The 23,436-nt window shown below is 49.7% G+C and carries 18 protein-coding genes and 4 tRNA genes; 4 read left to right on the top strand and 18 right to left on the bottom strand.

Annotation, left to right across the window (positions count from 1 at the left end):
• Positions 1 to 39 precede the first annotated feature (39 nt).
• Positions 40 to 885, bottom strand: coding sequence for an MBL fold metallo-hydrolase (locus tag DFR27_RS04480; RefSeq protein ID WP_121876274.1), 846 nt, complete (start codon positions 883 to 885; stop codon positions 40 to 42).
• 266 nt (positions 886 to 1,151) lie between these two features.
• Between DFR27_RS04480 and guaC the strand changes: the two genes are divergently transcribed.
• Positions 1,152 to 2,195, top strand: a complete 1,044-nt coding sequence (gene guaC / locus DFR27_RS04475) for a GMP reductase (RefSeq protein WP_121876273.1) — start codon at positions 1,152 to 1,154, stop codon at positions 2,193 to 2,195.
• Positions 2,196 to 2,457: 262 nt separating this feature from the next.
• Here guaC and DFR27_RS04470 read toward each other — a convergent pair.
• The 4 genes from DFR27_RS04470 to DFR27_RS04455 all read right to left on the bottom strand — a co-directional run bounded on the left by DFR27_RS04470 (position 2,458) and on the right by DFR27_RS04455 (position 2,835).
• Positions 2,458 to 2,533, bottom strand: a tRNA-His gene (locus DFR27_RS04470).
• Positions 2,534 to 2,554: 21 nt separating this feature from the next.
• A tRNA-His gene (locus tag DFR27_RS04465) sits at positions 2,555 to 2,630 on the bottom strand.
• A gap of 30 nt (positions 2,631 to 2,660) precedes the next feature.
• Positions 2,661 to 2,737: transfer RNA gene (locus DFR27_RS04460), tRNA-Arg, on the bottom strand.
• Between the two features lie 21 nt (positions 2,738 to 2,758).
• Positions 2,759 to 2,835: transfer RNA gene (locus DFR27_RS04455), tRNA-Pro, on the bottom strand.
• Positions 2,836 to 3,068: 233 nt separating this feature from the next.
• Here DFR27_RS04455 and folD point away from each other — a divergent pair.
• Complete coding sequence (gene folD, locus DFR27_RS04450; RefSeq protein ID WP_121876272.1) at positions 3,069 to 3,914, top strand: bifunctional methylenetetrahydrofolate dehydrogenase/methenyltetrahydrofolate cyclohydrolase FolD; 846 nt, start codon at positions 3,069 to 3,071, stop codon at positions 3,912 to 3,914.
• A gap of 121 nt (positions 3,915 to 4,035) precedes the next feature.
• Here folD and DFR27_RS04445 read toward each other — a convergent pair whose 3' ends face one another.
• The 5 genes from DFR27_RS04445 to DFR27_RS04425 all read right to left on the bottom strand — a co-directional run bounded on the left by DFR27_RS04445 (position 4,036) and on the right by DFR27_RS04425 (position 13,196).
• Positions 4,036 to 7,626 (bottom strand): ATP-binding protein, encoded by a 3,591-nt coding sequence (locus DFR27_RS04445; protein ID WP_121876271.1) that lies wholly within the window; start codon positions 7,624 to 7,626, stop codon positions 4,036 to 4,038.
• A gap of 9 nt (positions 7,627 to 7,635) precedes the next feature.
• Positions 7,636 to 8,628: a DUF4194 domain-containing protein gene (locus DFR27_RS04440; protein WP_121876270.1), complete on the bottom strand. Its 993-nt coding sequence runs from the start codon at positions 8,626 to 8,628 to the stop codon at positions 7,636 to 7,638.
• Position 8,629: 1 nt separating this feature from the next.
• Positions 8,630 to 10,045 carry a Wadjet anti-phage system protein JetA family protein gene (locus tag DFR27_RS04435; RefSeq protein WP_121876269.1) on the bottom strand — a complete coding sequence of 472 codons (1,416 nt, stop codon included), beginning with the start codon at positions 10,043 to 10,045 and terminating at the stop codon, positions 8,630 to 8,632.
• Positions 10,046 to 10,130: 85 nt separating this feature from the next.
• Complete coding sequence (gene cysS / locus DFR27_RS04430; protein WP_121876268.1) at positions 10,131 to 11,501, bottom strand: cysteine--tRNA ligase; 1,371 nt, start codon at positions 11,499 to 11,501, stop codon at positions 10,131 to 10,133.
• 18 nt (positions 11,502 to 11,519) lie between these two features.
• Entirely contained in the window at positions 11,520 to 13,196 is a 1,677-nt protein-coding gene (locus DFR27_RS04425; protein WP_121876267.1) for a glutamine--tRNA ligase/YqeY domain fusion protein, read from the bottom strand.
• 131 nt (positions 13,197 to 13,327) lie between these two features.
• Between DFR27_RS04425 and DFR27_RS04420 the strand changes: the two genes are divergently transcribed.
• The gene (locus DFR27_RS04420; RefSeq protein WP_121876266.1) at positions 13,328 to 13,822 is read left to right on the top strand and encodes a peptidylprolyl isomerase; all 495 of its coding nucleotides are present in this window, start codon (positions 13,328 to 13,330) and stop codon (positions 13,820 to 13,822) included.
• Between the two features lie 28 nt (positions 13,823 to 13,850).
• Entirely contained in the window at positions 13,851 to 14,558 is a 708-nt protein-coding gene (locus tag DFR27_RS04415; protein WP_121876265.1) for a UDP-2,3-diacylglucosamine diphosphatase, read from the top strand.
• 40 nt (positions 14,559 to 14,598) lie between these two features.
• Here DFR27_RS04415 and DFR27_RS04410 read toward each other — a convergent pair whose 3' ends face one another.
• The 8 genes from DFR27_RS04410 to DFR27_RS04375 form a co-directional block, all read right to left on the bottom strand.
• On the bottom strand, positions 14,599 to 15,114 hold the full coding sequence (locus tag DFR27_RS04410; RefSeq protein ID WP_121876264.1) for a DUF1285 domain-containing protein: 516 nt from the start codon (positions 15,112 to 15,114) through the stop codon (positions 14,599 to 14,601).
• Positions 15,115 to 15,201: 87 nt separating this feature from the next.
• Complete coding sequence (locus DFR27_RS04405; protein ID WP_121876263.1) at positions 15,202 to 16,197, bottom strand: asparaginase; 996 nt, start codon at positions 16,195 to 16,197, stop codon at positions 15,202 to 15,204.
• Between the two features lie 42 nt (positions 16,198 to 16,239).
• Positions 16,240 to 19,863, bottom strand: a complete 3,624-nt coding sequence (gene putA / locus DFR27_RS04400) for a bifunctional proline dehydrogenase/L-glutamate gamma-semialdehyde dehydrogenase PutA (RefSeq protein ID WP_121876262.1) — start codon at positions 19,861 to 19,863, stop codon at positions 16,240 to 16,242.
• Positions 19,864 to 20,079: 216 nt separating this feature from the next.
• Positions 20,080 to 20,412 (bottom strand): DUF5056 domain-containing protein, encoded by a 333-nt coding sequence (locus DFR27_RS04395; RefSeq protein WP_121876261.1) that lies wholly within the window; start codon positions 20,410 to 20,412, stop codon positions 20,080 to 20,082.
• On the bottom strand, positions 20,405 to 20,956 hold the full coding sequence (locus DFR27_RS04390) for an RNA polymerase sigma factor (protein ID WP_121876260.1): 552 nt from the start codon (positions 20,954 to 20,956) through the stop codon (positions 20,405 to 20,407). Before DFR27_RS04390 ends, DFR27_RS04395 begins: the two co-directional genes overlap by 8 nt.
• Positions 20,957 to 20,969: 13 nt before the next feature.
• Positions 20,970 to 21,902, bottom strand: coding sequence for a DUF6249 domain-containing protein (locus tag DFR27_RS04385; protein ID WP_121876259.1), 933 nt, complete (start codon positions 21,900 to 21,902; stop codon positions 20,970 to 20,972).
• Between the two features lie 78 nt (positions 21,903 to 21,980).
• A complete protein-coding gene (gene trmH, locus DFR27_RS04380) occupies positions 21,981 to 22,664 on the bottom strand; it encodes a tRNA (guanosine(18)-2'-O)-methyltransferase TrmH (protein WP_121876258.1) in 684 nt (227 codons plus the stop codon).
• A gap of 10 nt (positions 22,665 to 22,674) precedes the next feature.
• Entirely contained in the window at positions 22,675 to 23,436 is a 762-nt protein-coding gene (locus tag DFR27_RS04375) for a TatD family hydrolase (protein ID WP_121876257.1), read from the bottom strand.

The following is a 23,436-nucleotide window of genomic DNA, read 5'->3' as shown; positions in this document are numbered from 1 at the left end:
GCAACTTATTATAACGCGCTTCTTGGTGAGCGCTAACGACTAGTTAATGTCATTATATAGCGTGGTAATCCAACGCTCGTTACTAATGAACTGCCAACCCCAATCACGCCATTTTGCGGGCACGTCTTCGTCAATTAGCTGTTCTAGTGTTTTACCATCAGCTTTCGCTGCACTCATCCAAGCAATGGAATCACCCAGCATCATCTGAAAGGTCTGATAGTCTGCCAAGGTGGCTAACTCTCCGTGACCCGGGATAATTTTGGTATCGGCATCCATGTTAGCAATGATAGCGGTGACTGCATCATAGTAACCCTGAACGCTCCCGCCGCTTTCTAGATCGACATACGGAAAGCGATCCTTGAAGAAAAGATCACCGGTATGAACCACGTTAAGTTCATTCCAAATGACCACAGTGTCCCCATCCGTATGAGCTGGACCAGGATGAACCAGAGAGATGTGCTGCCCGTTCAAATATACTTCCATAGCAGAAGAGTAAGTGAGACTAGGTAAACCCGGCTTATTCGCTGCCGCTAAGCGAGTTCGTACATTATTATGTGAAAGAATGTGCGCATGCGCCTCCCAAAATGGGTTACCGCCTGCGTGATCGCCATGATAATGCGTGTTCAACACCAAGGTTGCATCGTAACCCGGGAATTCGGCTGCAATAGCGTCATAGTGACGCTCCGACAACTCTGAAAACTGGGTATCGATCACCACGACACCGTCGTCACCGAAACTTAAGCCAATATTGCCGCCAGCTCCGAACAGAACCCAAACATTATCCTTCACTTGGCTAAAGCTTAAGGCGACATCGGCAAAGCGGTCCTGAGCTAAGCTAACGGTCGACATCAACATCAGACTCATTACTGCAAACAGTTTTTTCATTCTCTAGATTCCTACTAGTAGCATTAAGTTTAGACTCTACGGAATTCCGGTGACTTCCCGCCTCAGTAGTTCCCGAAGGTAGCCCGCACGCACCCGTTTGTTAGCGATTATGCGTACTTCGACTAAGCTACTAAGAACTGACTATTGAACAACACTCACTAATTTACGATAATCCGCGCGTATGAGCCCAAGATTGCCATTTTCGGCGAGTTTTCGCCGGCCCAAGTGCCCATACGAACATGACTTAACTTATTGAGAGAGCGATCATGCACGTAGAAAATGACATCAAACTTGGGTTCAAAGACGTACTCATCCGCCCTAAGCGTTCAACGCTGAAGAGCCGTTCACAAGTAAGCCTAGAACGTACCTACACTTTCCGCAATAGCGGCCAAACCTGGACTGGTGTGCCACTAGTTGCCGCCAACATGGACACCGTAGGAACCTTTGAGATGGCAACTGAACTTGCCAAGCACAAGTGTCTTACCGCCGTACACAAACACTATTCTATTGAAGAGTGGAATAGCTTCTTGGCTGCCGCCGACGAAACCATCTATGATCACATCATGATCAGCACCGGCACCTCAGAAAGCGATTTTGAAAAAATTTCCGCGGTGATTGCTACCAACCCAAAGCTTCGTTTTATTTGCATTGACGTGGCCAATGGCTACTCCGAGCACTTCGCCGACTTCGTTCGCCGCGCTCGCGCCGCCTTTAACGACAAGATCATCATGGCGGGTAACGTTGTCACCGGTGAAATGGTTGAAGAGCTCCTCCTTTGTGGCGCAGACATCATCAAAGTGGGGATTGGTCCTGGTTCAGTTTGTACTACTCGTGTCAAAACTGGTGTTGGTTACCCACAACTTTCAGCAACGATTGAGTCTGCCGATGCAGCGCATGGCCTTAGCGGCCACGTTGTCTCTGACGGCGGCTGTTCGTGCGCTGGCGACGTAGCAAAAGCGTTTGGCGCAGGCGCTGACTTCGTTATGATTGGTGGCATGTTTGCCGGTCACGATGAATCAGGCGGCAAGACTGTAGAGCGCGACGGCAAGGTATATCGTCAGTTTTATGGTATGTCTTCTTCAACCGCAATGGACAAGCACTCAGGTGGCGTAGCCAACTATCGCGCCTCTGAAGGCAAGACGGTTGAAGTACCCTACCGTGGTCCCGTTGCGAACACTATCAGCGATATTCTTGGTGGCGTCCGTTCAACCTGCACCTACGTTGGCGCATCGCAGCTTAAAGAACTCTCTAAGCGCACCACGTTCATTCGTGTGCAAGAGCAAGAGAACAACGTTTTCGGTAAAGAATAACCGGAGCGTTAATGAACAAAGGGTGCCCCATGGGCACCTTTTTTTTGCGCGCAGTTTCGCCACGGAGTCATCACAAGCCCCAACATGCCACAAATGCTAAGCTCAAAACAGAACGATATTTAGAAGTCCGCAACCAGCAACCAGCAACCAGCAATCAGCAATCAGCAATCAGCAATCAGCAATCAGATTGAGAATAGATCGTGTTGATAGAGATAGATTTCGCAGTAGCGAAGAGAAAATTTGAAACAGAGAGGGAATAAAATGGGGTGGACGATGGGGCTCGAACCCACGACAACCAGGATCACAACCTGGGGCTCTACCAACTGAGCTACGCCCACCATAACTGGTGGTTTAAAATATGGGGTGGACGATGGGGCTCGAACCCACGACAACCAGGATCACAACCTGGGGCTCTACCAACTGAGCTACGCCCACCATATTCTTGTGCCAGACACCTACCTAAAGTGGCGCGCCCGGCAGGATTCGAACCTGCGACCAATGGCTTAGAAGGCCACTGCTCTATCCAACTGAGCTACGGGCGCCGAAGGTTCAAACAATGAAAATGGTCGGGGTAGAGAGATTTGAACTCCCGACATCCTGCACCCAAAGCAGGCGCGCTACCAGGCTGCGCTATACCCCGAAAAACTCTTTACTGGAAGGATTGAGTCAATCCTGTGAAAGCGTGTTTCACCGTGTCCGAACTCAGCGATTGGGTTATCGTCCAAGCGGTGCGAATAATAGTAATCCCCCTGTGCTAAGTCAATGAAAAATTTACGAAAATTCCCTTCAACAGAAAAAAATACCACTTTCAGGGCCTAGAAAGTTTTTTTGTTAGGATAACCCCATACAAAATCACTCTCATGGAATCACATTGTGGAAACTTTAATTCTAGACGGTAAATACCAAGCCAGCTGTTACGAAGATGAATTTCGTGCAGAAGTTGCCAATCTCAAGGCGCGAGCAAATAATGCAACCCCAGTTCTCGCAACAATCCTCGTTGGCGCAGACCCCTCCTCGGCAACTTATGTGCGTATGAAAGGCGAAGCCTGCCGTCGAATTGGCATGGATTCTCGTAAGATTGAAATGTCGGAACAAACGACAACCGAAGAGCTGTTGGCCACCATTGACGAACTCAACGCGGATGAAAACGTCCACGGCATTCTGTTGCAGCACCCAGTCCCCGCTCAGATCGATGAGCGCGCCTGCTTTGATCGCATTGCCTTGGAGAAGGACGTGGACGGCGTTACTTGCTTGGGCTTTGGACGAATGGCGATGGGTGAATCAGCGTACGGATCGGCTACACCTGCCGGGATTATGCGCCTGCTTGAAAAATATAAACTCGAGCTATCTGGGCTTCATGCTGTCGTCGTTGGCCGCAGTCCAATTCTAGGTAAACCAATGGCACTAATGTTACTGAATGCCAACTGTACCGTCACCATCTGTCACTCTCGCACGAAGGATTTAGAGCGTCATATTCGCGAGGCAGACCTGGTAGTGGGTGCGGTGGGTATTCCCGAGTTCATCAAGGCCGATTGGATTAAGGACGGCGCCATCGTGGTGGATGCTGGCTACCATACTGGTGGTGTGGGAGACATTGAACTAGCGCCCTTGAACGGTCGTGTCAAAGCACTGACTCCTGTCCCTGGTGGCGTGGGACCAATGACCATTAATACGCTTATTGCGCAGACCTTGACGGCTGGCACCAAGGCTATTAAGTAACACTAGGCTGAGTAGTCTCTGACAATCACTGAATACCCTAAGCGGGTCCGGTGATTGTTTAATAAAACGGCCTTGGTGTTATCACCAAGGCCGTTTTGCTGCGGGTCTTATTTCCGGTTACTTACAGCTCGGCCAGAAAGGCTAACTCGGCTTGAGAGCGCAGTTGCTGACGATGACTTTCCCAAAGTTCGGCAACGCGTTGCTGATTCAATACCTGTCGATCAACCAAGACCCCCGTGGCTAATTCACCGCGCTTAGCACCCACTGGTACCTTCGCGAAAACAAACTGATTGGAGATCAAATCCATAAAGGGACCCGATTTTGAGGTGGGCATAACGAAACTTAATTGCAGCCCTAAACGATTAGTAAGGTAATCGATAACTTCACGAGAACGATGCTCATCCATCTTCGAGAACGCCTCATCAACCAAGACCATCCGCAAATGCGAACCGCTCTCAGAGAACTTAAAGGCCGATGTGATCGCCGCCGCACGGATGATATAGGCCGGCGTTTCCAATTGTCCGCCTGATCCCGTTCCATACTCGGACAAAGCGATTGATTGTTTACCCTCTGGTGTCTTATAAATCTCATAGCGACGGTAGCGACGATAGTCGGTCAGATCTTCAAGATTCTTTAACGCGCGCTGCTCATCCTCATCTAATAACATTGCCATTAAGCGGTCACGGACATGGCCGAACTTCGCCGTTAGCTGACTATCAAACAAGCTGTTGGTGGCCCCCTCAACGGAAGGAGCTCGAGTAACTTCAGCAAAGAAATCCCAATACTCCTTAAATTCTGGCTCCCACTCCCAACCAAAACTATATCGCTCGCGATCCGCACCAAAGGCATGATGGATGAGTTCTGCGTTGAGGTCCTCTAAAGCACGTTCACCGTCGCTTACTGACTGGTAGACCGAATGGCAAAGATGAGTAACAAAGGTGTTATCAAAACTTTCTTTATAATGCTTGAGCTGCTCGTATTTCTTCGCCAGGACATTATTTTTGAGACGATTGTACTCCACATCAACTAAGGTATGAGTATCCACAACACAATCAAACAACGCCTTATTCAGCTGTCTAGACTCAGGCATGAAGGGAATCGATGTCGCTTCGTCGAGCGTAGAGTTATGCTTAATCAGGCAACTTTCAAGTTGGTTAATTGAGGCGCCAAGCTCATCACGTTTCTGTGTAGCCAGCTCAGTAAGTACCTTAGCACTATCCTTTGTTGCACGCTCATCCGCGGCAACAACCGCAGCCTCTAAGTCATAATCGGGCCAGCGAGCCGCTAACTCTCTAAGGTTCGCCTCGGCATCGTCAACAAGAGCTTCGGTTTCCAATTGCTGCTTATTAGATCGCTCAATCTTTCGTTCGATCTGACTTAATTCACTATTAAGTGAACCCAACGCTATCTGCAGCTGCCCTAACTGTTCTGCCAGAGCGCGTTCATCCTCAAGCACCTGCGCTAACTGAGTATCCAATTCGCCATGATCACCTGCCTCAAGCAGCGAAATTTGCTTTCGAAGGCGATTGGCACTTTGCAATGCATTAGCAACGTTTAATAGCTCATCGCCAATGGCCACTGGCTGCACCTTTGCCAATTGCTTTAAGGTGTCGCCGATGATCTGTCGACGAGAGGAAATACGCCCTAACTCTTCGAGTTCACTGGACAGTTGTTCGCGCTTCGCAAGCTTAGATCTTTCTCGAGCGCCTTTACCAAAAACCAATTCGTGATCAGGCAAGCCGCACTTAAACACCGCGTAGCCAGCGGCACCAAGACCATTCGCAGTGAGTCCCCGACGAACACCACCTAGCTCACGAGTTGTATCAACCTGTAGCACATTGGCAAAGCTAGCCGTAATGAATGCTTCTGCTGCGGCGTGTTCAAAACGCATCAGCTGAACAATACTATCACTCGCTACGCGACTCAGTTTCCCCATATCGGCGCGAGCTTTTCTACCCTGCACTACGCGAACACCACGCCCTACCTCAGGGTGCTTTCTAAGCACTTCTGCTGCTTCGGCTTCGTAGTCTTCATCAACAATAATGTTAAACCGAGCACCACCAAGATACCCTTCAATAGCGCTTTGCCAGCGAACGTCATCAACTGTTACGTAGTCACACATAACTCGAGCATCTGCCTTAGGCAGCGCCTCAGCCAACACAGCAAGTGCATGACTTACATAGCGTGGGTAGCTGCTTCGACTTTGCTCTAGCCCATCAATTTGCTGTTGCAAACTCTGACAGGACTTGGTTAACGAAGTATGCTCCGCCGCTAACGTCGCGTGCTCGGCCTGAAGGGATTGGTAGAAGGTCCCGCCAAGTCCTGTGGGCGAGGCAACCTCGGCAAACCGTCGCAGTAGCCGCTGATTATCCATTGCTGCCTTAGCGAGCTCGTCAAACCGACTTTCGTCAATCCAGTCCGCACTCATTACCGCACTAAGGTCGAGAGGCTGATAGCTCTGCGCTACTGAGCGTGCCACTTCAACTAAAGCATCACTCTCTTCAAAGCTGGAAATCTTGTTCTCACCGGCACTCAAGAAACGGGCAATCGTCAGCGCAGCTTCAACCTTATTTTGCTCATCAAGCGCCGCCTTGGCACAGCGGGCCAAATCCGCTTCGTTCTTTTTGAGATCCTGCTCAAGGCGAACCGCATCCGCACCCGTGAGCCCCTGCTTCTGTGCTTCAAGAGAAATCAGCTGCTGCCTTAACACTCCCTGCTGCTGTTCGAGCGACGCGCGAAGCTCGTTATTATCCTGGATATTTGCTCGTACCTGTTGCTGGATCTTTTTAGCCTGAACGTAGTCTCGCTGGTCCGCTAGGTAGCGGGATTGAGCTGCCGTATACTGCAGTTCGTTGGTCGCTAACCATTCATTGATAAAGAAACTAGCATGCCCCTGCGCGTGCTCTAATAGTTCGGTACTCGCCCGAATCGCGCCAGCCGATGCCTCCATGCCGTGAATAGTTTTCATCAAGCTCGAAACATTTCGAATGGCCTCGGCTAGATCCTTCTTCTCAAGGACTTCGTTGGCAACAAAATCATTAATCGAGCGAACAGGCTTGTAGGCCATAAACCGCGCAAAGGTCTTAGCGCAGTGCATTGCCTCACGATCGCTCACCGCGTCGTCCTTTCCGCGCAATGCTCCATACAGTCGCCCTAGATAGGACTTCTTGCGATCATAGCGCTCTATTAGGTGAGCGGGATAACGCTGAGCGAGTCGTTGACCCAATTTTGCACCGTCGCTAATCTTTTGATCATGAACGAAGTCTTCTAGCGAAAGTTGCTGGCCGCGTAGTATAAAGAATTGTAGGGAATCTAATCTGGCTACTCGCTGGCTGCCTGATTGTTCAAGATGAGCACGCCCATGAAGCACCACCGCGAAAGGTTCAACATCCTCACCCTCCGATGGCCAAAAATTAGCGGCCAAATAACCGTCCGTCCGCTGCGGACGCGAATAGCTGCCATCGTCGCAGCCCAAAAAATAACTCGCTAGCGTACGAACCGTCTTGCCACGGGTTCGCTGACTGGACTCGTCTTGTCCTGGGTTAAAGCTGTAAAGATTGTCATGCGCCGCCGTCATTAGCGTTTGAATGGCATCGGCAGCTGTTGTCTTACCGGAACCGTTACCGCCCGATAAAAGATTAAGCGGCCCGAAATCAAAAATTTGATTAGGTAAATTACCCCAATTCACAAAGATAAATTGCTTCAAATACATTTCGTAACCCTACCCAAAAATCGACTTATTCGCGTATTTATCTACTAATGCAGAGGCTTCTTTGGTCGCTTCGTCGGCGACTGCACCCGCTTCCACTTCGGCTGCCACTTCGGCTGCCACTTCGGCTTCCACTTCGGCTGCCACTTCGGCTGCCACTTCGGCTGCCACTTCGGCTTCCACTTCGGCTGCCACTTCGGCTGCCACTTCGGCTGCCACTTCGGCTGCCACTTCGGCTGCCACTTCGGCTTCCACTTCGGCTGCTACTTCGGCTGCTACTTCAGCTTCCACTTCGGCTGCTACTTTGGTTGGTGGTGAAGCGGAGTTTAAGCTGGCATCAGTCGCAGCCGGATCTTGCTCAAGTGCATCACCAGCGTCATGCTCACTGAGCGCTTCCATCAAGCTCGACAGAACTGAGTCCGTCACAAAGGTTGTAATAGCTGGGCGAATCGCAAACCAACAATTAGGATCATCCAACTCATCCAGATTCACAGAAATTACTCGAAGCTTGCGAAGTTTACGAAACAAGGTTTTGCGTTCATTAAGCGAAGAAGGAAGTCTTCTATCCAAGAGATTGAACAGTGCAACCGAGTAATTCTCCATCGTCTGACTGACTCCGCCATGCTCGTTAACGTCGCCGGCTCGAAGGCCTATTTCGTATTGCGCTCGCAGCACCAGTAGCAGCTCAATCTCCTCATTCGACAGAGCGACCCGAAGTCCGGTTTTGAACGGGCTGCTATTAGCTTCGTATCCAGGGGCTTCAGCCGCCGGGGGTAGCACCCGAACGAAACGCCCCGCTCGATCGTGGAGTAACTGCAAGTCCATTACGCCAAGATAATCAGCTAGTTGCTGTTCGCAGCGCACAAAAAGATCATAAACTTCGGCTTCCACTGACGATTCATCGCGTGAGATCACACCGTAATTCAGCAGCCGCTGAAGCACCATTTTGAATTGTGCTAGGGCAATATCTAGACTTTGTTCTAAGGTAGTTTCCAAGGCATTCATACTAAGACACTCGTCTTCTTATCGTAAATTTATCGCGGCTTTCAAAAAACTCGTCTTGCTCGGATTCACCCGTAGCCAACACCTCAAAGCTGCTATCTCCCGCACCACTTGCTGCTCCTGCCGCGACGATATTCGCCAACATCATGAAATCTAGCGGCTTGGCAATCTTCCAGTTCTCAGTCGAAATACTGTCCGGCCCAACGAGTTGATGGAGTTCTTCAACAAATTCTTGGTGGCTCATCGCAAAGGCCTTATCTAGCAGTGCACTGATTCGAATTAAGCGTTGGCCCTCATCGGACACTTCAAGCTTGGCTTCAGCCGCCTGCACTAAGGCATCAGTTGTTCGACGTTTTAGTAGTTTAACCTGACTAGGGTCAACAAAGCCTATCTCAACGGTACCCATCTGATTCGCTATGTTGGATAAAATAGTGTCTCGTTGAGCCGCAGGAACACGCCCTAGTTGAGCCAGGGTGTCACTGGATGATTGGACTGAACCGCTTGACAAGCTGGTGAGCTGACGAATGATTGCATCGGCACGCTGCGTAAAGGAGGTCAAGGCATCGCGAACGGCTGGCAGCATAACATCGCAGGCATTTCGGAGTCGCTGCTCTATCATCCGAAGCAGCTGCTCGTACCATATTTCGTGATCACTAAAGCCCTCAAGTTTCAACGCGCGTAAGTCACGTTCCACTTGAAGTCTTGTTGCTTTCTTCGCATCACGAAATCGTTTGAGTAGTTGAAGAATTTCATCGCGGTAGCGTTCAACACTATCAGCGGAGAGTCGGACGGCTAGGTCAGGTTCAAATCGACGTTCCAAGAAGTCGAAAAAACTATCGGCTGCTACGTCCGCTTCGGCCTCATTTTTCACTTGATCAACAAGTTGGTTTCTTCGCTGTTCAAGCTCAACAATGATATCGCTGAAGTCGGCAATTATTCGCTCCGAGTATTCACAGGCATCCAGTAAATCATGAACATCATGACCCACCACAAAGGCCTTTAACGCATTGCGCGTATTCCGCGTATTACGATGGTGAGTTCGAACCTGAAGCGGGTTATCTGCCACAAAGGCTTGGGCGAAGTTTCGCCCCACTACGCTTAAGCCATAACTCGCCGTCATCGACACCGCATCGGCGCGTTCATCCAGCCAAGCGTTCTCTCTAAGCTGGTTAAAGACCCATAAGCCGAGTTTACGGGGGTCCGATGCAAGCAGCTCAGTTTCGTCTTCAAACTGAGCACCTGAGCGTGCGATGGTGTCTGCGAAGGTATCAATAACCTGTTGGCGGGAAAGGCTTTGACCGTAATCGGCTAAAGAGGTGAACTGACGACGGTATAAGCTCGCTAAGCATGCGGATACCACTTCGCGATATTTACCATTTAATGGGCGAAAGAAATGCGCCCTACTCCCTGAAAAAAACATAGCGACTGCCACTTACTATTTTAATTTCAGACTAAAGCAGTCAGCGAGCTCAGGCAAGCCCTTTAGGACCCGCCTGAGTAACTGTTTAGGCCTTTCGCCAAGTCGTACCGTTTGGTCCGTCTTCTAAGATAATACCGCGCTGATTGAGCTCGTCACGAACCGCATCCGCCTTAGCCCAGTCCTTGGCCGCCTTAGCCTCATTACGAGCAATAACCAACGCATCAATTTCAGCACCTTCATCGGCATTAGTACCCGCGCTAAACCACACTTCCGGGTCATCAGAAAATAGGCCAAGCAGCGCGCCCGCTGCCAGAAGCTGCCCTTTTACTTCGGCCTTCACGTTATCGTCAGCACCAGACAGGCGCTTGAGTTGACCATGCAATGCGGCAACGGCATTAGGGGTATTAAGGTCATCAAGCAAGCTATCCCAGACTACTGAGTCGCTAGGATTGATAGTCACAGCAACGACGTCCTGCAGCTTTCTGAGCGCTAGATAGAAGGTATCCAAAGTTTGCTTCGCCGCCGCTAAGGATTCCTGCGAAAAATTGACCTCACTACGATACTGCGCCGAGAGTAGCGCGAAGCGGAGCACTTCACCTTGCCATTCGCCGAGCAACTCATTGACCATACGAAAATTGCCCAAACTCTTGGACATCTTTTCGCCATCGATATTAACGTAGCCGTTATGCATCCAGTAGTTTACAAAGCGCTCGCCGTCATGAGCGCAGCAGCTCTGAGCCATTTCATTCTCGTGGTGAGGAAAAACAAGATCCCGGCCGCCACCGTGAATATCAATAGTTCGGCCTAGATGCTTTTCAATCATTGCTGAACATTCAATATGCCAACCTGGTCGACCGCGTCCCCAAGGACTATCCCAACCTGGTTCGTCATCCTTCGACGGCTTCCACAACACGAAATCACCCGCATAGCGCTTGTAATCGGCCACTTCTACCCGTGCACCCGCGAGCATATCCTCAAGATCACGATTCGAGAGCGAGCCATAATCATCCATGGTTTGCACGGCGAACAACACATGGCCGGCTGACTCGTAAGCATGATTTCGCTTAATTAAAGCCTGAATCATCGCCACCATTTCCGGCACATGCTCCGTGGCAAAGGGCACGATGTCCGGCTCTTGAGCCTTAAGTTCCGCCATATCCTCGGCATAGGCCTGCGCAAAATGACGAGTGATCTCGCCGATCTCTTCACCCGATGCCTTGGCCGCAGCCATGATTTTATCGTCAATATCAGTAATATTTCGTGCGTAGCTTACCTTTGGATACAACGCTTTTAACACACGATAAAGCACATCAAAAACAACCACTGGCCGAGCATTACCAATATGAACTCGGTTGTAGACAGTGGGGCCACAGACGTACATTTTGATATGATTCGCGTCAATCGGCTCGAAACGCTGTTTTTCGCCCGCTTGGGTATTGTATAAGTGTAAAGTCATTCAGTTAGTTCCTAACGATTAGGCGTTATCGCCTGCTTTAGCCCAAGTGTCTCGCAAGCCAATGGTTTTGTTAAATACCGGGCGATCCTCAGAATGATCGTAACGATCGGCGACAAAGTAACCCTCGCGTTCAAACTGAAAGCGAGCTTCGGCTGCAGCCGATGCTAGGCCAGGCTCAATGAACGCTTCGCTAACGGTGACCAAACTCTCTGGATTGAGCGAAGCCATCATATCTTCGCCTTTATCAGGGGCCGCTTCATTAAATAACCGATCGTAGAGGCGAACTTCTGCGCGCTTTCCGTGATCACGACTCACCCAATGGATTACACCCTTAACCTTGCGGCCGTCAGTTGGATTTTGCCCCAAAGTCTCTGGATCATAGCTACAGATAACCTTAGTAATATGGCCATCGCTATCTTTAATCACTTCGTCGGCTCGCACCACATAACCGCCGCGAAGCCGAACTTCCTTACCTAGCACTAGGCGCTTATATTTTTTGTTTGCTTCTTCTCTGAAGTCGGCTCGATCAATCACCAAATGACGTGCAAAGGGAACCGAACGCGTTGCAAACTCATCGTGCTGAGGGTGACCGGCTAACGTCAGCCACTCCACTTTCGCCTCGTCATAGTTAGCAATTTCAATTTCCAGCGGATCCAACACACACATGGCTCGTGGCGCACGCTTATCTAGGTCATCACGAATGGCAAATTCGAGCATGGCGACGTCAACGACAGAATCCTGTCGCGTCACACCAATCATTTCACAGAAGTGACGAAGTGATTCAGGCGTGAAACCACGGCGACGCATACCTGCGATAGTCGGCATGCGCGGATCATCCCAACCGCTAACCACCTGATCATCAACCAAGTGCTTAAGCTTGCGTTTAGACGTAACCGTGTAGTTCAAATTCAATCGCGCAAACTCATATTGGCGGGGAACCGCAGGAACCGTCACGTTGGCGATGAACCAGTCGTAGAGTGGTCGGTGATCCTCAAATTCCAAGGTACAGATAGAGTGTGTAATACCTTCAATGGCATCTGAGAGCCCATGTGTGAAGTCGTACATGGGGTAAATACACCACTTATCGCCGGTTTGATGGTGAGTGACCTTACGAATTCGATAAATGATAGGATCCCGCAAATTCATATTCGGGCTGGCCATATCAATCTTTGCACGAAGTACCTTTGCGCCTTCATCAAAGTCGCCTGCGCCCATTTGCGCGAACAACGCTAAGTTCTCTTCAATCGAACGCTCGCGATAAGGACTATTTGTACCGGGTGCAGTCAAGGAACCACGATATTCGCGCGCTTCGTCGGGTGTTAGATCACACACATAGGCAAGGCCTTTATTGATCAATTCAATCGCCCAATTGTGCAGCTGATCGAAGTAGTTCGACGCAAAACGAACCTCACCCGCCCAATCGAAACCCAACCATTTAACATCTTGGCTAATTGATTCAATGAACTCTTGGCTCTCTTTCTCTGGGTTCGTGTCATCAAAGCGAAGATTACATTCGCCACCAAACTCTTGCGCCATACCGAAATTCAAGCAGATTGATTTGGCGTGACCAATGTGAAGGTACCCGTTTGGCTCCGGCGGAAATCGCGTCACAATCTTAGTGTGTTTCGCAGATGAAAGATCATCGGCAAGAATCTTGCGAATAAAATGTGTTGGTGCAGTCTTTTCTGTACTCATTTTGGTCTCGATACGTGATTACCACGCACTTTGCTCTGTGCGTGTTGATGGCGGTTTCGCTCATACTTTAAAAGGAGTATTATACCCCCCTTTTTAACCACGCTGTAGCTAAAGAGCGAAGGAATTTATCAATGTCTGTGATTTTACATACCAACTACGGTGACATCACCCTAGAACTTAACGCGGAAAAAGCACCTAAAACCGTTGCTAACTTCCTTTCATACGTAGAGTCTGGATTTTTTGACGGCACGATTTTTCACCGCGTCATTGACAACTTTATGATTCAAGGTGGTGGCTTCAATGCCGATATGAGCCAGAAAACAACTGAAGCGCCTATTGAAAATGAAGCCGATAACGGCCTGACAAATGACGTTGGCACTATCGCAATGGCTAGAACCATGGACCCTCACTCTGCAACAGCACAATTCTTCATCAACGTTGCTGACAATGCTTTCTTGAACCACAAATCAAAGGACACCCATGGTTGGGGTTACGCCGTATTCGGTAAAGTGACCGATGGTCTTGATGTGATTGAGAAGATTAAGAAAGTGGCTACTGGCAGCACCGGCGGTCATCAGGATGTACCTAAGGAAACTGTGGTCATCGAGCGCGCTACGGTCGCCTAATTCCGCTTAGTTCGCACGGAGAGTTCACATGCAACGCATATTTATTTCAGATCTTCACCTCGACGGTCAGGACGAGCGTTACAACGCCCTGCTCGTCCTTTTGAATGAGTTACCTGCTGGATGTGAACTCTACTTGCTTGGCGATATATTTGAAGCTTGGGTTGGCGACGATGATGACGCCACCTGGCTTAGCCAACTCGCCATGCACTTTTCGGAATTAAAAGCCCGCGATATTAACGTTTTCTTTATGCACGGAAATCGAGATTTCCTACTGGGTGAACAATGGGCTAACTCAGCCGGCCTTACCCTCATCCACTCGCCCTACCTTATCGAACAAGATACCGGGGAAAACTGGGTGCTTTGTCATGGCGACGAATTGTGTACGGATGACGAAGAGTACCAAGCGTTTCGTAAGCTGAGCCGAAGCGATGAATGGCAACAAGCATTACTTGCCAAACCCTTAGCTGAGCGTAAGGCCATCGCGCTTCATCTCCGCCAACAGAGTCAACAGTCAAATGCCAATAAAGCCGATAACATCATGGATGTGAATAGTGCGGCCGTTGAGCAGCTTCACCTAGATACCGCCGCCCAAGTGATTATTCATGGCCATACTCACCGCCCTAAAATACACGATCTTGGCGAGTTTCAACGCGTGGTATTGGGAGATTGGACTGATCACTATTACTATGTAGTGAGTGATGGCAGCCGCTTTGAACTTCTCAAGCGAGCCATATAGAACAATAAGTAGCGTTCCGGTGTCTTACTAGCTTAAGCAATTAGCCGTCAACACGAAGGCGCTCATCGCCTATTTCCAAGAAGTAGCCTTGATCATCCTCACGTAAGCGCTCAACAAAATCGTAGTAGGCGTTGCGGTGGAGCTTCGCACACATATTGGGCGCCACATCCACCACAACTGAATCCGCCTCTAACCTCGGCCTTGAATTCTGATCGAGGGCTAACTGATAACCACAACTGAGTGTTAACAAGCACTTTCCTTGCACATCTTCCAAGAGCGAAACCCAAAGCGGATAACTCATTACCTTGATTCGCCACTTCTCTACCGGAGTAAGTAAGAAGTAATCGTCACCCTCACGACGGAGTATTCGGGTAAAAAGGTTAACCAGTCGCGCGCGTTTTATCTCTGTTCCCTCATGAAACCAACGCCCGTTGTCATCAATAACTAAATCCATTTCGCCTGATAGCTCAGGCTGCCATTCGGCCAAACCTGGCGCAAAAAGGCTGGACTCAGATTCGGCTAGGCCGGCGTATTGCTCAACTGCATCAAGATTCATTTTTTTCCTTAACTCGAAAACAATGGGAGGAACCGAGAAGGTTCAGAGAAATTGAGGTGCCACTGCCAAGAAGATAGCGGATCTGTGCTACTGAAGATAAAGCTGACCAACACGACTAAATACCGCGCGCAAACGTTCGTCATCGGCTCCATCCGCCAACAGCACCAGTAATAAAATTCGTGCCTTTAGGCCATCTAGCGTACTGCCGTTAATGCACCCAGCGCGAACGAGAGGTCCTGCTGATCCGGTCTCGCCATAACTTGACGCCAACACCTCGCCGCCTCCAGTTCGTGAGCAAATGACAACATGCTTGGAGGCCGCCAGCGCCTCTACGGCATCGCTGATACTCGCGCTGACATTACCACCGCCAACACCCTCCACAACAACGGCAGGAACATCGGAAGCAGCAACCGCTCCCACTAAAACATCATCCATATCAAAAACACAGCGAATCAGTGGAATGGCTACTTTTTTACGCCCCCCCTGATAGCCAATGTCTAGACGACTTGGCGCTGCCACATAACGTGCCCTCGACTCAACAATCCATCCCACCGGCCCCAAATTTGGCGACTGAAAGGCGCGCAGGCTAAAGGCATGTCGCTTCTCCACTAAGCGCGCCGCATGGATCTCATCATTAATAACTACTACCACTCCCATCTCGGGGGTCCGAGGATGAAGCGCAACACGAGCGCTCGCTAGCAGGTTAGCAAAACCATCGGCGCCAAGCTGTTTCGGATCACGCATCGCCGCTGTGACCACTAAGCTAGCGCCACTCTGGCCAAGCATTAGATCCAAGCCAAACGCCGTTTCCTCAAGGGTATCGGTACCTTGAAGAAGGACAAAACTATGAATACCATCAGCTCGCCATGCATTGACACGGTCAATGACATCGAAGAGATCTTCCATCCTTAGACTGGGTGAACCCACTTTTCGAATAGTGCAACAATGTACTTCCGCTATTTCGTCAAGCTGAGGTAACGCGGCACAGATATCCTCCGCGCTCAGATCAGGCAGTGCCCCATCTAGCCCACTCTGCCCCATGGTAATTGTTCCACCCAACGACATTATGCCAATTTTCTGCACAGCCTTTCCCTTTTGCTAGCGATTTCGACCAACCTAAAAAACTTAATCTACTGAGGCCATCAAGGCTGCGTTACCGCCAGCCGCCGTAGTATTGACACTTACGGTAACCTCATGGCTAAAACGCTGCAATGCCAAATGCTGATCGAATGAATCAACTATGATTGGCAGCGCTCCGTTCACCTCAGCCGTTGCCGCTAATAATTCGTTGTCCTGAGCCATCACCAACACGCTAAAACGCCCCGACGCCAGCAACTTCACATGTGCCGCTCGGTTGGGTAAATCCACTAACTCGAACGCGCCCTGCTCTGCCAAACAGCTCCATCGAGCTGGGATCTCCGCATTACTGCTCATCGCCACGCGGTTTCCAGCCAATAGTGCCAACAGAATAAGCCCTCGAGCCTGTTCGTGCTGTACGTTTGGATCAATCCAAACCGTTGCGCGTGGGCGTAATTCCAGTGTGTTCAGCTCGCCCGTTGGGCCCGGCATGACCTCTTTTGTTGCCACAAGGTCATGAGCCCAGTGATAAACAATCACTCCCTCACCCTCGGCCTGACGCAGTAATTCCCAGCGCTGCGCGACACTTAGTGATTGCCATTTGGCGGGCAAACTCTTGGATTCAATCCCGGTACCACTGTAATCAACCTGTTGTGCTTGTAGCGGTGCATAGTCTAGGAAACGAGAGAGGTAATTCGGACCTCCCGCCTTCGGTCCAGTACCAGAAAGCCCGCAACCGCCAAACGGCTGTACCCCAACTACTGCACCGATAATATTGCGATTTACATAGACGTTTCCGGCGCCTGACTTGCGTACCGCCGTGTTCACATGTGAGTCAATACGACTATGGATACCCATAGTGAGGCCGAACCCCGTGGCATTAATTTGTTCAAAGACGGAATCAAAATCCGCTGCTTTGTAGCGTAAAACGTGAACGACAGGACCGAAGACTTCTTCAGTGAGCGTATCCAGTGAGTCAATTTCGTAGAGCGTAGGCGGGAAGAAAAGCCCCCCCTCGGTATCGGCAGGCAGATCACATTGATAGACTAACTTAGCCACGCCCTTCATTCGAGATTCGTGAGCGGTTAATCGGGCCAAAGCCGCTTCATCAATGACGGGACCTACGTCAATTGAAGGATGTTTTGGGTCACCTATCTGCAGCTCCTTCATCGCGCCACTAATCATCGCGATCACACTGTCTGCAATATCTTCTTGGAGCAACAGGACGCGCAGCGCCGAGCAACGTTGTCCTGCGCTTTGAAACCCTGAACGAATTACATCGTCCGTGACTTGCTCTGGTAAGGCGGTTGAGTCAACAACCATCGCATTCTGCCCGCCTGTCTCCGCAACAATTACCGGCATTCTTCCGCCGCGTTTAGCAACGGTGGATTGAATGTGCTGCGCGGTTTTAGTTGATCCAGTAAAGATGATACCAGCAACCTCAGGATCCGATAATAACGCCCCGCCAGCCGTCGCACCGTCCGTAGGTATCAACTGGAGAACCTCGGACGGGATACCTGCCTCGTACGCCAATTCAACTGCGCGCTTAGCAACCATCATGGCCTGCTCTGACGGTTTAGCTAATACTGCGTTACCAGCCGCGAGGCATGCCGCAACTTGCCCAAGGAAAATGGCTAGCGGGAAGTTCCATGGGCTAATGCATAACACCTTCCCAAGTGGACTTCTGCCACTGGACTTATCAGCATCCATGGCGTAATACCGGCAAAAATCAATCGCCTCACGGATCTCCGCATCGGCATCTGTGGCAAGCTTCCCGGCTTCTCTGATTAACAATGCTGCCAGTTCAACCTTATTCTCCTCGAGGAGGTCGGCTAGTTTCAACAGCATTACCGCCCTAGCCGGACTGCCAAGCTGCGCCCATGACTCGTAGGACAAATGCGCCAATGCCACCTTACAATCTTCAGCCGACATTAGCGTGGTGGTGGTGATGGGTGGTGCTACGGCAGCAGGGTCAATAATCTCGTAGGCGCAGCCCGAGAATTCGTTCTCCGCTAGCCGCTTAATCACATCATCTACCTCAGCAATCCCAGCATAAGCTTCGGTCTGATCTGACAGCAACTCCAAATTCCAGCCATTAGAATTACTCCGTGCACCAAGTATCCGCTGGGGTAGATCAATCTTCGGGTGCGCCAAAGTGGAATGCGCGTGCAGTTTCTGGGCTGGGTCTTCGATCAGTTCTTCCGCTGGCACATCGGGATCGGAAATTTTATTAACGAAGCTAGAGTTAGCGCCATTTTCAAGGAGTCGACGAACTAAATAGGCAAGTAGGTGTTCATGTTCACCAACTGGCGCGTAGATGCGCACTGGGCCATCGTAGATACCCTGCTGTTTCATACCTTCGAACAGATGTTCGCCCATACCATGGAGTCTCTGGAACTCAAAGCCCGTGTGATCATCAGTCATCGCCAGAATATGACTCGTGGTGATAGCGTTGTGGGTAGCGAATTGCGGATAGATCCACTCTCTACTCGCTAACAACTGGGCCGCACACACTTGGTAGCTGACATCAGTTGTTTCTTTACGTGTATAGACTGGGAAATTGGCATGACCACCTTCCTGGGCATGCTTAATTTCATAGTCCCAATAAGCGCCTTTTACTAGTCGAACCATCATCTTACGGTTATTAGCTTGCGCCAGCTCGCGGATGAAATTAAGTACCACAGGTGTCGCTTTGTGATAGGCCTGTACCGCCAAGCCGAAGCCACCCCAATCACCCAACCGCTCATCGGACATGACTCGCTCAATAAGACCTAGTGATAGCGACAGACGATCCGCCTCTTCGGCATCAATGGTGAGGTTAAGGTCCGCATCCTTGGCGAGAAGCGTCAATTCCATAAGACGATTGAATAGCTCACTTTGAACGCGCTGATCTTGCGTGAACTGATAGCGAGGATGAAGCGCCGAAAGCTTAATTGAGATGCCTGGACCATTGATTGGACCAGCACCCTTGGCTACTTTTGCAATACTTTTAATCGCATCCGCATAGGCCTTAAAGTAGCGATCCGCATCAGCCATGGTGCGAGCACCTTCGCCCAACATATCATAGGAATAACGATAACCGTCTTTTTCCCATTTAGCGGCCTTCTTAAACGCTTCGCCGAGGTCTTCGCCCAACACGAATTGCTTGCCCATCACCGCCATGGCAATTTTTACCGAGGAGCGAATGACCGGTTCGCCTACTCTTCTGATAGTACCGCTCAACGATCGCTTAGCACGCTCCGAGTCGAGCTTCCCCAAATTCAAGAACTTCCCAGTTAAGAATAGCCCCCACGACGAGGCATTCATCAGCCAAGAATCACCCTTACCCACATATTCGCCCCAATCACCCGCGACAATCTTGTCAGCAATCAACCTGTCTGCAGTAAGACCATCGGGCACACGTAGCAATGATTCTGCCAGGCACATCAGCAAAATACCCTCAGCCTCTGAGAGCGAATACTCGCGAAGCATACTCTCAACACCAATCGTATTCTTTGACGATTCGCGAATGTAGTTAATGAGCTGTAAGGCGTTGTCCTTAACTTGCTCAGGCTGCTCTTTTAGCGTGCTAACGACTTGCAATAGATCCTGTGCAACCGAGGATTCCGAACGAATAAAGTAGCGGTCGACATCAGCGATTTGATTGGCAAAAGTAGAAAAATTAAAGGTCATGTAGATTCCACCAAGTACGGTACATAGAGTGTATGTCTAGATTTTAGACAAATACTGCAAAACTGCGATCATGCTAACCGAATTTGGGTATTTACGACCATCTTTTTCGAAGACTGAACGGGAAAATAAGAAGATTATGCGCTGAGGGCTTTGCAAACAAAAAAAAGCCGACAAATGTCGGCTTCTATGCATGATTAATTCGTTAAGTTCGGTGCGTTAATCACGAAGTAGTAAGGTACACCCTGCCGACATTGCCACCGCAATGAGAGCACTTGCTGGGACCAAGACTACAAAGTCAAACCTCGCGAACATCTGTTGGATAAAATCACCGACTGAAAAGCCTGCGCTACCGTAGAACACGGCAACTGCTGCAAGTAAAGCCGATAAGACGATTATCACTTTGCGCCATTTTTGATAGCGCGCCATCTGCTCTTGAGCAATGGCATGCATCACGCCGGCGCTGAAACCGTCGTCTGGGATGTAATGGTTGCTCTCATCACTGTCATTCAGCAGTGACTCCAACCATCTATCATCTATGTCTTTAGCCATATTCACCCTCTCTTTGCCATCCAGCTAGTAGCGACGCTAACTTAGCCTTTCCTCGGTTAACATGAGATTTCACAGTACCAAGTGGTAGACCCATAATAGTACTTGCTTCCTGCTGTGTCATCTCTTGTTGCAAACATAAGTAGATTGCCATGCGTTGATCGCTCGACAAAGTACTCAATGCCGCCTCCAGAGCCTTGCTTTTCATCGGCGCATTAAAGTCCGATTCAACCTCAGTTTCTGGAACTTCTTCAACGTAGTCTTCTGGTCGGCGCTTCTTCGATCTATAATGATCTCTGTACACGTTCCAAGCAATACGAAATAACCACGTTTTAAAGCCTGCTTCTTTCCGAAAATTTTTGACCCCTTTAAACGCCTTAATAAACGTATCTTGAGCCAAATCATCGGCGGTAGCCATATCGCCACCTGTTAATTTCCGCAGTAGCTGTCGCACATCACTTTGATACATCTTAACTAGTTCACCAAAGGCGTGCTGACATTGTTTACTTTGTACTCGAGCGACCAGATCTTCCTCACTGATCGCCATAATCTAAATTCCTTTACACTTGCTCAGTGGTTTTCGGCGAAATCTTGTGAAGCCACAGATAAGCGATACCGATGAACAAGGGGACTAACGCCACAATGAGTGAGTCAAACTTCCAATTGAATAGCTGATAAATCAGAATACCTGCGCCAATTGCCGTTAGGATCGCACCGCGACGGAGGTCTCGATCAACTGCTCGTGCCGACTTCGCTGCAGCAGGTGTGTCTGAGAGTAATCCTTTAATCTCTTCAAGACGGTCATTATCTAATGTTGGATTCTTCGCCACGATATCACCGATGGTGTGTGTCACTTCGCGACGACGACGGAATCTAAAATAGCTTACTAGGCCTACAATGAATACTGGCATTCCGAATACTGAAACCATTGCTGTAATGGGTATCAGTACTTCCTTCCAAAAGTTTTCTTCAGATTTCTTCTGCTCTCGAAGCACTAACCAAGAGTGTAACTGATCACGATCCAGAGACTCCGTTTCGGCGCCCGCTCGTTCCAGCTCACGCATAGCCATTTCAAATTCGGTATCAAACTCACGAACTTCCATCTCTCGCGCTACACGTTCACCTGATTCAATACGTGAACGAAGTGCATCTACCCGCTCACGAATCACTTCGCTGCGAGCAATCTCAACTTCCTCTCCGTCCTCATTAATAATAAAAACACGTTCGGCCCCTTCATCATCACTGACGCTAAAGCTTATCGCTCGCTTACCTTCCTCACTGCCATCATCAACGATAATTTCAATCAGTGGCGATGTCTCTTCAACCACTTCAATTTCGCCCTCAGACTCAGCTTCGACCTCTTGGTCCTGCTGTCCTTCAACAATTTCATCCGTAACAAAGGTGAACGATATTGGGGCATTTGCCATTGCTGGAAAGCTAACAGCACTCGCCAAACCGGCAATTGCAAGATGCTTAAAAAGTGCGTTGGTCATAGTAAAATTCTCTTTCGTGTTTGAGTTATTAATATTGACGCTCTAGACAAGCGTTTGGATGCAGAGAAAGTGTAATATTTATTTCTGAGCCCTTAATGCAGCAATCCAGCGTTCTGGAGAGCGCAGCTCACCGTTCTCATCCAATTCAGGATAATCAATCTTCTTTTCAATACAGTAGCGCATCAACCTGGGTTGCGTCACCTCAAAGAGTAGTTTTTGCGCCGCTTCCTCTCCCATCTGTCTTACGCCGAACGCTTCGGTATGCTCTCGCTGGCGCATCGCCTCATAGAGAATCAATGCCGCGGCCACGGAAACATTCAGCGATTCCACCGCGCCGATCATTGGAATAGTTACCACATGATCACAGAGTGCCAAGGCTTCATCGCTGACGCCAAACTTCTCATTTCCCATGACGATAGCCGTAGGCTTGGTGTAGTCAATCGCCTTGAAGTCAACCGAAGATTCGGTCAGGTGGGCTGCCACAATTTGAAAACCCTGCTCCTTTAACGGCAAAATTGCCTCGCTGGACGTTTCATGTGTAACGACGTCAACCCACTTATGACTACCTGCGGCGGTGCCGCGAAAAGTTCGGGCGCTCCGATGATCGAACACCCGATGAATTCGAGCAATCCCAACGGCGTCGCAGGTTCTCAGAATGGCAGACAAATTTTGCTGTTTGTGGATTCCGTCATTAACCAGCGTTAAGTCGAGTTGTCGGTGATCAATTAAATGATTAAAAAATGCAAAGCGTTCGGGAGTCATGATGGTTAGTTTAAAGTTTCATCAGCTGAGTGAAATTTTCTGCGGTCTGTTCGGCCAATGCCTCAAAGGAAATGCCGCGCAATTCTGCTATGTATTCACCAACGTCACGGACATATCCAGGTAAATTTGGCTTACCGCGGTTGGGGGCTGGAGTTAGCCAAGGCGCGTCGGTTTCAATTAATAGCCGGTCTAGGGGGATCTTTCGAGTAACCTCGCGCAGCTCCGAGGCCGAACCAAAGGTCACAATCCCAGAGATGGAAATGTGATAGCCGAAATCTAGCGCTGCCTTCGCCATTTCCCAGCGCTCGGTGAAGCAATGCAGAATTCCCCCTGCCCTGGGACATCCATACTCGTTAATGAGCGCCAAAGTATCTTTCTCGGCCGCCCGAGTATGAATCACAACGGGCTTTTGCAGTACTTTAGATTGCTGCAAGTGCCATTCGAAACTTTCTCGCTGCTTAGCTAGCTGAACAGCTTCTTTTTGATAGTGATAGTCCAATCCCGTTTCGCCAATAGCAACAACTTTGTCATGACTTAACCATTGCAATAGCTGTTGGTGATCGAACCCATCCGAAACCGATAGAGGATGAATACCTACCGATGCCCAAACTGACTGATAATTTTCCGCAATTCGCAGCACCTCGGGCATTGTGTCGGCATCAACGCCGATACACATCATTCCGGTAACGCCTCGCGCATGGGCATCGGCAATCGCCTCTGCCGCGGTGACGTGTAAACGGTTTAGGTGACAGTGTGAATCAATTAATCTCAT

This window comes from Umboniibacter marinipuniceus (assembly GCF_003688415.1).
Taxonomy (GTDB): Bacteria; Pseudomonadota; Gammaproteobacteria; order Pseudomonadales; family DSM-25080; genus Umboniibacter; species Umboniibacter marinipuniceus.
The sequence above is the reverse complement of the archived record's forward strand: the minus strand, read 5'-3'. Positions and strand labels throughout refer to the sequence as shown.

Excerpts from the sequence above, each read along its gene's own strand:
- DFR27_RS04480 (WP_121876274.1), bottom strand. The coding sequence starts at position 885 with ATGAAAAAACTGTTTGCAGTAATGAGTCTGATGTTGATGTCGACCGTT.
- guaC (WP_121876273.1), top strand. The coding sequence starts at position 1,152 with ATGCACGTAGAAAATGACATCAAACTTGGGTTCAAAGACGTACTCATC.
- DFR27_RS04445 (WP_121876271.1), bottom strand. The coding sequence starts at position 7,626 with ATGTATTTGAAGCAATTTATCTTTGTGAATTGGGGTAATTTACCTAAT.
- DFR27_RS04440 (WP_121876270.1), bottom strand. The coding sequence starts at position 8,628 with ATGAATGCCTTGGAAACTACCTTAGAACAAAGTCTAGATATTGCCCTA.
- DFR27_RS04435 (WP_121876269.1), bottom strand. The coding sequence starts at position 10,045 with ATGTTTTTTTCAGGGAGTAGGGCGCATTTCTTTCGCCCATTAAATGGT.
- cysS (WP_121876268.1), bottom strand. The coding sequence starts at position 11,501 with ATGACTTTACACTTATACAATACCCAAGCGGGCGAAAAACAGCGTTTC.
- DFR27_RS04425 (WP_121876267.1), bottom strand. The coding sequence starts at position 13,196 with ATGAGTACAGAAAAGACTGCACCAACACATTTTATTCGCAAGATTCTT.
- DFR27_RS04420 (WP_121876266.1), top strand. The coding sequence starts at position 13,328 with ATGTCTGTGATTTTACATACCAACTACGGTGACATCACCCTAGAACTT.
- DFR27_RS04415 (WP_121876265.1), top strand. The coding sequence starts at position 13,851 with ATGCAACGCATATTTATTTCAGATCTTCACCTCGACGGTCAGGACGAG.
- DFR27_RS04410 (WP_121876264.1), bottom strand. The coding sequence starts at position 15,114 with ATGAATCTTGATGCAGTTGAGCAATACGCCGGCCTAGCCGAATCTGAG.
- putA (WP_121876262.1), bottom strand. The coding sequence starts at position 19,863 with ATGACCTTTAATTTTTCTACTTTTGCCAATCAAATCGCTGATGTCGAC.
- DFR27_RS04395 (WP_121876261.1), bottom strand. The coding sequence starts at position 20,412 with ATGGCTAAAGACATAGATGATAGATGGTTGGAGTCACTGCTGAATGAC.
- DFR27_RS04390 (WP_121876260.1), bottom strand. The coding sequence starts at position 20,956 with ATGGCGATCAGTGAGGAAGATCTGGTCGCTCGAGTACAAAGTAAACAA.
- DFR27_RS04385 (WP_121876259.1), bottom strand. The coding sequence starts at position 21,902 with ATGACCAACGCACTTTTTAAGCATCTTGCAATTGCCGGTTTGGCGAGT.
- trmH (WP_121876258.1), bottom strand. The coding sequence starts at position 22,664 with ATGACTCCCGAACGCTTTGCATTTTTTAATCATTTAATTGATCACCGA.
- DFR27_RS04375 (WP_121876257.1), bottom strand. The coding sequence starts at position 23,436 with ATGAGATTAATTGATTCACACTGTCACCTAAACCGTTTACACGTCACC.